Origin of the sequence: Martelella mediterranea (genome assembly GCF_021021415.1) — a bacterium.
In the GTDB taxonomy this organism is placed as follows: Bacteria; Pseudomonadota; Alphaproteobacteria; order Rhizobiales; family Rhizobiaceae; genus Martelella; species Martelella mediterranea_C.
Map to the genome: position 1 here is coordinate 31,811 of NZ_JAINWJ010000026.1, position 10,822 is coordinate 42,632.

General features: G+C 61.5%; 9 protein-coding genes and 1 pseudogene. All 10 read right to left on the reverse strand.

Going from position 1 to position 10,822, the window contains the following annotated elements; all coding sequences use genetic code 11:
- Window positions 1-65: 65 nt before the first annotated feature.
- Window positions 66-1,010 (reverse strand): substrate-binding domain-containing protein, encoded by a 945-nt coding sequence (locus K7H91_RS15635; RefSeq protein WP_230721201.1) that lies wholly within the window; start codon window positions 1,008-1,010, stop codon window positions 66-68.
- A 92-nt stretch (window positions 1,011-1,102) separates the two neighbouring features.
- Entirely contained in the window at window positions 1,103-1,612 is a 510-nt protein-coding gene (locus tag K7H91_RS25850) for a hypothetical protein (RefSeq protein ID WP_419197484.1), read from the reverse strand.
- Window positions 1,613-1,701: 89 nt separating this feature from the next.
- Window positions 1,702-2,079, reverse strand: a pseudogene (locus K7H91_RS15645) (Tn3 family transposase); the annotation flags it as partial.
- A 70-nt stretch (window positions 2,080-2,149) separates the two neighbouring features.
- Window positions 2,150-3,310, reverse strand: a complete 1,161-nt coding sequence (locus tag K7H91_RS15650; protein WP_230721222.1) for an iron-containing alcohol dehydrogenase — start codon at window positions 3,308-3,310, stop codon at window positions 2,150-2,152.
- Window positions 3,311-3,382: 72 nt separating this feature from the next.
- On the reverse strand, window positions 3,383-5,680 hold the full coding sequence (locus K7H91_RS15655) for a molybdopterin-dependent oxidoreductase (RefSeq protein WP_230721202.1): 2,298 nt from the start codon (window positions 5,678-5,680) through the stop codon (window positions 3,383-3,385).
- 34 nt (window positions 5,681-5,714) lie between these two features.
- The gene (locus K7H91_RS15660; RefSeq protein ID WP_230721203.1) at window positions 5,715-6,899 is read right to left on the reverse strand and encodes a mandelate racemase/muconate lactonizing enzyme family protein; all 1,185 of its coding nucleotides are present in this window, start codon (window positions 6,897-6,899) and stop codon (window positions 5,715-5,717) included.
- Window positions 6,896-8,410, reverse strand: a complete 1,515-nt coding sequence (locus tag K7H91_RS15665) for a tripartite tricarboxylate transporter permease (RefSeq protein ID WP_230721204.1) — start codon at window positions 8,408-8,410, stop codon at window positions 6,896-6,898. Before K7H91_RS15665 ends, K7H91_RS15660 begins: the two co-directional genes overlap by 4 nt.
- A gap of 10 nt (window positions 8,411-8,420) precedes the next feature.
- Complete coding sequence (locus K7H91_RS15670) at window positions 8,421-8,897, reverse strand: tripartite tricarboxylate transporter TctB family protein (RefSeq protein WP_230721205.1); 477 nt, start codon at window positions 8,895-8,897, stop codon at window positions 8,421-8,423.
- Between the two features lie 93 nt (window positions 8,898-8,990).
- Window positions 8,991-9,959: a tripartite tricarboxylate transporter substrate binding protein gene (locus K7H91_RS15675; RefSeq protein WP_230721206.1), complete on the reverse strand. Its 969-nt coding sequence runs from the start codon at window positions 9,957-9,959 to the stop codon at window positions 8,991-8,993.
- A gap of 59 nt (window positions 9,960-10,018) precedes the next feature.
- Window positions 10,019-10,723 (reverse strand): GntR family transcriptional regulator, encoded by a 705-nt coding sequence (locus tag K7H91_RS15680; protein ID WP_230721207.1) that lies wholly within the window; start codon window positions 10,721-10,723, stop codon window positions 10,019-10,021.
- Window positions 10,724-10,822 lie beyond the last annotated feature (99 nt).

Here is a 10,822-nt window from a genome sequence, read left to right on the forward strand (position 1 = left end):
GGAACGCGGGCCGCATCTGCGGCCCGGAGAATGCGGCCGGCGCAATGCCGGCCGCGGCAAACGGCTCAGCCGTCCACATTGTCCTTGGTCAGGAACGCATTGCCGGTATCGAGATATTGCGGAACCGGCGCGCCGGTGGCCTGTGCCCAGAGCAGCATGACCGACCAGTAGCCCTGAAGCTCTGGCTGCGAAGCCGACGAGCTGTCGGCGACGCCCGAACGGATCATGTCCAGCATTTCCGGCAGGTTGTCGAGGCCAACGAGCGTGACCTGGTCCTGCTTGCCGGCCTCGATGATCGCCTGGCCGATGCCGATCGGACCGGCGGCGTCGGAGGCGACCCAGCCCTTCAGGTTCGGATGGGCCTGCATGATGGCGGCGGCCTGCTGCTGAGCAATCTCGATGCTGTCATTGTCGATGCCTTCGGCAACGACCTTGATGCCTTCATGCTCGGCGAAGACCTCGCGGTGGCACTCGGCGCGGATCGAATGGTTCGGCGCCGTCGGCACGCCCATCATGATCGCGACTTCGCCTTCGCCGCCGAGAACCTCGACCAGCCGCCGCGAGGCGATCTTTGCCTGTTCGCAGAAATCCGAGCCGATATAGGGGATCGCCATGCCTTCCGGCGGGATCGAGTCGAAGATGACCAGCGGAATGTCCTGGCTCTGGGCCGCTTCAAGCGACCCGCGATTGCCCGAGGGGTCGAGCAGGTCGATTGCGATGCCGTCGGGGCGTGTCGAGATCGCGCTTTCAACGATCTGGACCTGCTGGACGACGTCCGCCGTCTGCGGTGCTGAGTAGACGATCTCGATATCCGCGCCGGTCTGCGCCTTCAGCGCTTCGGCGGCCATCTGCGCGCCGTCATTGACCTTGTCGAACCACGGATGGACGACCTTCGGCACGATAAGAAAGCGGTAGCTGTCCTTCGTGGCGGTCCCGGCTGCGTCCTGCGCAGCAGCGGCCAGCGGCATGGCAATAACCAGTCCCGCCAGCAAAGCGGTGAGTTTCTTCATCGATTTTCCTCCCGATCGTGTTCGCCGCTCTTACGGGCGACCCTCCTGGCGGAGGGGCGAAACGCCCAACGGCCAAAGATTGGATACATCTGTTAAAATAAAAATACAAGTGCATTTTGAGTGATGCATTCCTGTGGGAGCCGGAACAAGGACAGTTCAAAATCCTGCGCGGCCGTTATCAGCCAAAGACAGCTACCTGTGATTTGATGGCGATGCCTCCGGCGAGAGTTGGTCGTATTTGGGCGAACGATCACTGCGCGGAAAACGTTCGGCAGTTGGAGTGCCGGCGGCAGCCGAGACCAACAGGTTTGTGTGATGCCCCGGCCCGTTCGGGTTTTCCGCGTCGTGGTGCCGGCAGCGATGCGCTGTGACCAGCAGAAGCCGATCTCAGGACGAGCTCGGTGCTTTCCCATGTCACGCCAGGCGATCGCGATGGAGCGTTCATAGCCACACGCCGAGCAGATCTGGCCTTTCGGCCAAACCATCGCTTCCACCAGACACCGACAACGCGCTTCGTCCGAGAACGCCTTCGTCATCTCGTCGACAGTTCGGATCATCAAAAGCACAGCCAGAACGTCGTCAGACGTCGAAACCTTCTTCAAAACCTGCCTGGAGAAGCTCATTTGAACAGAGGAAATGCAACGAATTGCTGTCTTTGGTTGATAAAGGCGCCTTGCACTAACGGCCAACAAAAAGCCGCACGCTTCAGTTTGTGGGCAGCCTTCCCTTTGTTCAGGCCAGCTTGGCAGCGTCTACGCAATGAAGGGCTTGAGAATACCATTCAACAGCGTTCGCTCAATGCGGCCGATTTCTCATAGTGCTCTGGCCAGGTTGCTCGATTTCGAGGAAACCGAGAGCCTCTTGAGGTTTATCGAGGGTGCAACTGTGCGTGCCGTGACCGAGGTGGCCAGGCGCAGCCGTTGCGGAGCCGCTGTGCGAAGCGTTTGCCAATCAAGGCAAATAGCGCAAAGACATGATCGCCGGCGCCGCCGGTATCGGCAGAATGCTCATCGATTTCCAAAATCGTTTCGTGGTCAAAAAGCCCTTCGGCCTCACGGGTGATTGGACTGTCAACAACCAGAACGATTTGCTCGCGCGCCTCAAAAATGCTTGTGACAGGCCCATTGCATATCCTGTATCTAATAGGCTTCGCGATAAAGCCTTGCTGCATCGGCTTCGTTAATTTCGGCGGGATTGTTGATCAGCAGGCGGGTCTGCTTCATCGCGTCACGCGCGAGCATTGGAATATCCTGCTCGGGCACATCTACATCCCGCAACCTGAGGGGGGCTCCGGACTGTTCCATCAGCCCCTGCATTGTTGAGACGAATTGTGCTGCGCGCGCATGGATGCCTTCATCCTTTGGCGCAGAGATCACATCGGCCAGTTCTGCATAAAGCGGCGCAGCGGCCGTCATATTGAAACGGAGCACCGGGCCCAGCATCAGGGCATTGGTCAAACCGTGCGGCAGATGATAGCGACCGCCCAGCGGATAGGCCAGCGCATGCACCGCGCCGACAGGGCTGTTGGCAAACGCCTGACCCGCGAGAGTCGAGCCCAGCAGCATGGCCTCGCGGGCGACGCGGTCGTCCCCGTGCGTGCAGGCCCTGATGAGATTGGCAGACATCAACCGAAGCGCTTCCCTTGCAAGAAGGTCGGAAACGGGATTCTTCTTGTGGCGTCCAGTATAGGCCTCGATCGCGTGGACCATGGCGTCGATCCCGGTCGCCGCCGTCTGCGGACGAGGCAATCCCACCGTCAATTCGGCGTCCAGCAAAACGCGGTCGGCGTAAAGCTGAGGCGCAACGATCCCCATTTTCTCGCTCTCGCCGGTGGTCAGGATGCTTATATTGGTCACTTCCGATCCGGTCCCCGCCGTCGTCGGTATCTGCACCAACGGAACCCGGCCGCCGGCGATTTTGCCGATGCCGTAGAGTTCCCCCAACCGCTGTTCGCTCACAAGCATGACCGCTGCGAGTTTCGCCACATCCATGGACGAACCGCCGCCCAAACCGACGACGATATCCGCCTCTGCGTCCCGGCCCCGGGCGAGGCAGTCCATCAACACGCTTTCAGGCGGATCGGCGACGACCGCATCGAATATCGTTACCTTGAAACCGGATTCGCCCAGCGATTTCAGGGCGGGCGCGAGAAGGCCGGACTCGCGCAAAAACCGATCGGTCACGAGAAGCAGAGACCGCTGTGAAAACCAGTTGCCCAGAAGCGACCCCAGGCGTGACGCACCGCCCCATTCGAAGTGGAGCGCCGCAGGCGTATGAAAGCAGAACAATGCAGGTTCCATGACTATCTCTTGCGGGTTCGGGATTTTGTTCACAGCGCGGGCCGTTGGCGCTGACGGCCGATACGTCGCGGTCTATTGGTTTCTGTCTTCAAGCACCACGATATCCGGCGGATCCAGCACGCTGACGGGCGCTGGCTCGGCGACAGGGCCGGAGAGGCTCACGAGGCAGGTTTGCGCCGAACACCCCTGTGTCAGCGACGATGTGCCGCGATCCAGCGTCAGAACATTCGGGTTTCCGTGTCGCTCACCCCCTGCCCCGTCCGGATCGTACCAGGCGCCGGTCGAAAGCTTGAGCACACCCGGCATGATATCCGCCGAAACCCGGGCGCCGGCGAGCGCCCGCCCCCGTTCATTGCTGAGTTCGACCAGATCTCCGGTCACGATGCCGCGCGCGGCGGCGTCTGCCTCGCTGATCATGACCGGCTCGCGACCGGCAATCTTGCCGGCCCGGCTGTGCGCGCTGGCATCAAGCTGGGAGTGGAGTCGGCGGGAAGGCTGGTCGGACAGCAGGTGAAGCTCGTCGGCTTCGGCCTCGCCAAGCCATTCCGCCGGCGGAAACCAGCTGGCGTGTCCAAGGCAGTCCGGCAGGTCGAAACCTGCGATCTTCTCGCTGAAGAGCTCGATTTTGCCCGACGGCGTCGGCCTTCTATGGGTCCCCGGGTCGTCCCGGAAGGCTTCCATCATGACGGTCGGTCGCGCCTCGCGCGCGAGCAGGATCAACCCCTCCTCCCAGAAATCATCAAACGCCGGAAGTTGGCAGTCTTCGCCGACAAGCCGTTGGCGCGTTTGCTCGTAGATGTGGTGCAGCCAGTCGATCTCGGTGCGCCCTTCGCTGAAGGCTTCGGAGACGCCAAGCCTTTCGGCCAGCCCGCAGAAGATTTCATAGTCACTGCACGACTGCCCGAGACTTTGCGCGGCCTGTCGCATGGCAACGAGATGGCCTTCGCGGGTGGCAAAGCCAATATCATTGCGCTCCAGAACGGTGTTGGCCGGAAACACGATGTCGGCGCGGCGGGCCGTCGGCGTCCAGTACTGTTCATGGACGATGATCGTCTCGGGTCGCGCCCAGGCCCGCTCCAGCCGATTGAGATCCTGATGATGATGGTAGGGATTGCCGCCAACCCAGTAGATCAGCCTGATATCGGGATAGCTGTGGGTTTGCCCCCCGTATTGAAACGGGCCGCCGGGATTTTCCAGCATGTCGGAGATCCGCGCGACCGGGATGAAGTCGCGGACCGGGTTCTTTCCCTGATCGAGCGTCGGACCGGGAACGGCCGCAAACGGGCTGCCGAGCGCATTTGTCGTGCCGTAACCGAAACCAAAGCCGCCGCCCGGCAAGCCGATCTGCCCGACAATGGCGGCCAGCGTGACCAGCATCCAGCAGGGCTGTTCGCCGTGGCTTGCCCTTTGCAGCGACCACGCCATGTTGAGCATCGTGCGCGTACCCGCCATCTCGCGGGCAAGCGCCGCGATGCGCCCGGCCGCTACGCCCGAGATCGCCTCAGCCCATTCGGGCGTGCAGGGTTCACTCCCGTCACGCCCCATCAGATAGGCCTCCACCCGATCGAAACCGGTGCAGTGGCTCTGCAGGAAGGCCCGGTCATGCAGGCCTTCACGGACGATGACGTGGGCAATCGCCAGCATAACGGCGGTGTCGGTGTTGGGGCGTATAGGTACCCATTCGGCCTCTGGAACATCGAGATTGTCGCGCACCGGGCTGAAATTGACGAACCTCACGCCGCGCTCCCGCATCGCCTGAACGCCGCTGCGGGTAAAATGCGTGCGCACCCCGCCGGGCGAGACCTGGGTGTTCTTGCGCGGGACTCCGCCGAAGGTCACGAATAGTTTCGTGTGTTCGGCCATCACGTCCCAGGTTGTGTGCTCCGCCATCAGCCCCTTCATCGGCCCGATGATATAGGGCATCAGCGCGTGGGCGGCGCCAAGGCTGTAGGTGTTGACGTGCGGCACGTAACCGCCGAGACAGTTCATAAACCGGTGAACCTGGCTCTGTCCGTGATGGAAACGGCCCGCGCTGGCCCAGCCATAGGAGCCGGCGAATATCGAGGCATTGCCATGTTCATCGATCACGCGTCTTATTTCGGCGGAAGCGAGATCGAGGGCCTCGTCCCACGGGACTTCGATCATCCGCTCGCCACCGCGGTCGCCGGGCTTTGCGCCCGGTCCGTTCTTCAGCCAGCCTTCGCGCACAGCCGGACGCTTCACCCGCAGGGCGCGCAGTTCGGGCTGGTCAAGATCGAGACCGATGCCCGCCGGGTCCTCATCGCCGGCGAGTGGCCTGGCGCGCACCGAGCCTGAAGCGTCGGTGTCGATCTCGAAAATCCCCCAGTGCGATGAGGTGTAGCGTGGCATCGCGCCTTTCCTTTCCTGACCTTCAGGCCCTGTTTCAGGCCGTGACCTCAAGTTTCGGCGAACGCTTCAGAACATCGTCGTTGAGCGAAATGCCGAGCCCCGGCGTATCGGGAACATCGAAATAGCCGTCGCGGGGCTGCAGGTCGATATCGCAGAGTTCGACATTGTAGGCCTTCATGGCATGGCTGTGGTGCTCATGGATCAGGAAGTTCGGGATCGCCGCCTCAAGATGCAACGAGGCCGCTGTCGCCACCGGGCTGCCGCAGACGTGAACCTGCACGGTCACGTCATAGATATGCGCGTAGTCGCACATCTTCTTGGCTTCGGTGAGACCGCCCACCAGTCCGATGTCGGGCTGCAATACCTCCAGGCTCTGCTCTTCGAGATAGGGTCTCACGCCCCAGCGGGAGAAGATCCGTTCGCCCGCCGCCAGCGGTATCGTCGTGCGCCCGGCGACATAGGACTGCATGCGCGAATTGGTATAGCTGACCGGCTCCTCGAAATAGTAGATGCCGAATTCCTCAAGCGCCTCGATGAGCTGCACCGCGGCAGGACCGCTTGTCAGACTGTGCACTTCGAGAATGATTTCTCCCTCCGGCCCCAGCGCCTCGCGCACGGCCGCCATGCGGTCGCGGAAAAGGTCAAGTTGCGACCGGGTGAAATAGGTGACATGGCGGTCGAGGCGGTTGCCTTCGGCATCCATGTTGATCGGGTCCACCTTGACGCAGGTGAAGCCCTGCGCGCGGGCAGCGCTTGCCGAGCGGCCATAATCCTCGGCCGAACCAAGCTGCAGATAGGTGTCGCCCCAACCGAGTTGAAGCTGGCTGGCATAGGTGCGCAGGCGATCACGCGTCTTGCCGCCCAGAAGCTGGTGGCAGGGCACGCCGAGCGCCTTGCCCTGGATGTCCCAGAGCGCGGTATCGATTCCGCTCAATCCGGCGAGGACATGAGTGTTTGCGGACTGTCCCCAGAAACTGCCGCGATAAACGTTCTCCCACAAAGCCTCGCGACGCATCGGATCGGCGCCGATGAAGAAACGTTCGGCAATTTCCCGTGCCGCCTGCGCTCCGGCCGCATGTCCGATACCATAGGCCAGTCCGACCTCGCCGACGCCGGTCAGGCCTTCATCAGTATGGACGCGCACCAGAACCGGGTGCCACGGGATCGCGATCCCGTCGGGCATCTGGACATCGAATATTTCCACCTTGCTGATTTTCATGGGCGGGCACCTTTTCTGGAAGAATTGAAGGAACGCAGATAGCGCAGGAGCGGGACCACAATGGCGACCAGCGTCAGGGCGAGGATCACCGCGGAAAAGGGTCGGGTCACGAAGGGCAGATAGGAACCTCGGCCGTATTCGAGGGCGAGGCGCAACTGCTCTTCGGCCATCGGGCCAAGGATAATGCCCAGAATCAGAGGCAGGATCGGAAAGCGCGCCACCCTCAGGCCGTAGCCAAGAACACCGAACGCCAGCAGCGTGTAGACGTCGAACATGCGGTTGTTCAGGACATAGCTGCCAATGACGCAGAGCACGAAGATGACCGAGACGATATACTGCGTGGGGATCGTCAACACCCGGATGATCGTGCCGATCAGCAGATGGTAGAAAATGGTGCAGAACGCGAAGGACACGAAAAAGGCGACAAAGATGAATGCAACGTAATCGCCGTTCATCACGAACAGCAGCGGACCGGGTTCGACATTGTGGAGCATCAGCGCCGACAGCAGCATGAGCGTCGAGGCATCGCCCGGAATGCCCAGCGTCAGCATGGGAATGAGGGAACCTCCCATCGAAGCGTTGTTGGCCGCCTCCGGCGAGACGATTGCCTCGGGCAGTTCTCCCGTCCCGAACTTCTCAGGCGTCTTCGAACTCGCCCGCGCCTGGCTGTAGGCCAATATATTGGAGAGACCCGGGCCTACGCCCGGCAGGATTCCGATACCGATGCCGATCAGCGTGGAGCGCAGCAACGCCCATTTCACGCTCAGAACCTCTGTAAAGGCGCGCGCGAACTCCGGCAGTCTGAAAGCCGTTTGCAGCCGGTTCACGGTCGCGCCGATGCGGTCCGTATCGAGAATAAGCTGCGGCAGCGCGAACGCACCGACCAGAGCAGGCAGAACATTGATGCCGCCCTCGAAAGCGGCAACGCCGAAACTGAACCGGGACGCGCCGACGCCGGTCGAATAGCCGATCATCGACAGACACACGCCAAACATTGCGATGGCCACCGCCTTGAGCGTGTCGCCCTCCGAAAGGCTGGCAATGGTGAGGAAGGTGAAGATAACGATTGCGAAGTATTCCCACGGACCGAATTGCATCGCGAAACGCGACAGGGCGGGCGCGATCAGCACCAGCGCCAGACCGCTGATGACGCCGCCGATCATCGAGGCGTAGACGCCGAGACCGAGCGCGCGGGAAAGCTGCCCCTTCTTGGCCATCGGATAACCGTCGAGACAGGTCGCGGCCGCGGCCGGCGTGCCTGGAATGTTGAGCACGATCGCCCCGACCAGGCCTCCCGAGATGGCGCCGCAATAGACGCCCATCAGCAATCCGATGGAGGATTCGAAATCCATCGTGAATGTCAGCGGCACCAGCAGCGCCAGCGCCATGGTTGATGTGAGGCCCGGGATGGAGCCGATGACGAGACCAGCCGCCACGCCGGCCGCGATCATCACCAGCAGCATGGGATTTGCCGCCAGATCGCCGAGGGCCGAAAAGATATAACCGCTCATGATCCTTGCCTCATCCGCCCAATGTCATTTCAGGGAGAAAGCTCTCCAGCCCGTAGACCACCACGAGATAGACGAACGCCGTTACCGCAACCGCGACCGATGCGGAGATCACGAGGGATCGCGCATCGCGTTTACCCAGAAGGAATGCGGTCACCGTCATGAAAATGACCGAGGAGAGCATGAAACCGAGCGATCCGAAGGCCAGAACGAAAAGGACGGCGGCGACAAGGAACAGTACGCGCCGGCCGCTGAAAATCTCGCCCCAGGCGGGAATGTACTGATCAGCGAAGCGCTTGCTCCAGACGACGGAGCGGATCAGCAAAACCGCGAACAGGGCAAGCGTGGCCACGATGAAGACCATCGGAATCGTGCGCGGCGAATAGAACTGGCTGACATTCGTGGCGCTCTGGATCTGCGGCAGTTGCGCCGCCAGCCCGAGCACGAGCAGGGTAAGCCCGCCCGTTATCAACAGGTCGATGGATTTCATGAGTTTTTCCCGAGTGATCTGACGACCGCCGCCGCATGGTCACGGCGGCGATGAGAGAGCCGCGCTCGGCGCGGCTCGCGCTTCACGCTCGCGTCACTGGACCGAGTACTTCTTTATCAGATCCTTGTAGACCTTCATCTCGGCCTCGTTATAGGCCTCCACTTCGGCGGCATCCTTGTACATCGCCTGAAAGCCCTTTTCCTCGAGCGCCGCGGCACATTCCTCGTCAGTGGCGGCCTTCTCCCAGGCCTCTCGCAGGACGTTCAGCGCTTCTTCAGGCGTGCCCTTGGGCGCCCAGGTAATGATGTTGACGCCGTAAGAGACGTCGACGCCCTGCTCCTTGGCGGTCGTCGCGTCAGGCATCTGCTCGACGCGTTCGTCGGCGAGTATGGCGATGGGCTTGAGCTGACCGGCCTCGATGTAAGGCTTGGCGGTCGCGAGATCCATTGTGGCAAGGTCTAGATTGCCCTGAAGGATGGCCACCACGCGGTTCTTCGATCCGGCGAGGCCGATAATCTGTGTCTGAGCGATATCCATGTCGTCCGCTTCCATGACGATCAGGGATGCGAAATGCGAGAGCCCGCCGAGCGCCGCACCGACCTTCAGCTCGCCCGGATTTTCGGCGATATAGGCCTTCATGCCGGCAAGATCGTCGAACGGAACGTTGGCGTTTGCGAACACGCCCCATGGACCAAAGGCCGCCTGGGCCACCACGTCGTAATCGGAGGGCGCGTGTTCTGTCACGCCGCGGGCCGAAAGCGCATGCAGCGACTGATGCTGCCACAGCAGCTTGTAGCCCGTCGGACGCTCCTTGACGACGGTATCTTCGGCGACGGCACCCGCACCGCCCGTGATATTGCGGACGAGAACTTTCTCCGGAAGCACCTTGTCGAGGCAGCCGGCGAAAACACGCGCGGAAATATCGGACCCGCCGCCCGGGGCATAAGCCGCAATCAGCTCGATCGACTTGTCGGGGAATGTTTGCGCACCCGCCATCGGCGCCGTCATGGCCACCGCCGCTACCGCGACCGTGGCGCTCAGGGTTTTCACTTTAGTAAACATGGGTCTCCTCCCTTTGTTGTTTTGATTGAGCTGCTCCCTCAGTCCGAAACATCGGCGCCCTAGCGCTTCTCTTCTCCCGTTTCGGACTGAATGACTCCGGTCTCGTAAGCCGTCTCGAAAGCGCGCGAGGTGTGCTGCATCAAGGCCTGCGCCAGCCGCGCGCCATCACCGGCGCGGATGATGTCGATGATTTCTCCATGTTCGGCGTTGGAGCGCTCCTGACGCTCCTGCGTGCGCTGGCCGATTGCGAAACAGAGATAGATTCGCATCTGCAGGTTCATGGCGATCTCGCAGAGCACGGCGTTGTTGCTTGCCTCAATGATAGCCTCGTGGAAACGGCGATTGATCTTGGCCCATCCCAGCATATCGCCAGCTTCGCACAGACGGCCCATTTCCTCGTGATGGCGTTCGATCTCCGCCAGTTGCGCCTGCGTGATCCGCTCCACAACCTGCACGGCCATCTTGTCCCACAGCCAACCCATGACCTCCACAAGCTCTCCAGCTTCGCGCGCGTCAGGCAGACTCAGAACGGCTCCGGCATTCGGGCGGGTTCTCACGAGGCCGCGGGCGGCGAGCATCTTTATCGCCTCGCGCAACGGCGTGCGCGATACGCCTAACACGTCGCTCAGCGCCTTTTCGGTCAACCGGTCGCCGCCGCGAAGCTCGCCGGTGGCGATCAGGTCGTTGATCATCTCGACCACCCGTTCCGGGAAAGGAGTCACCTGCATTTCAGCAAGTGTGGAAAGCCCATTATTACCGCTCATCGCCATGATTGCCTGCCCGCCTCTCAATTGCATATTGCATACAATATACGTACATGGTAATGGATTGCATACAATATGCAACAGCTTTTTTTGAGTGGA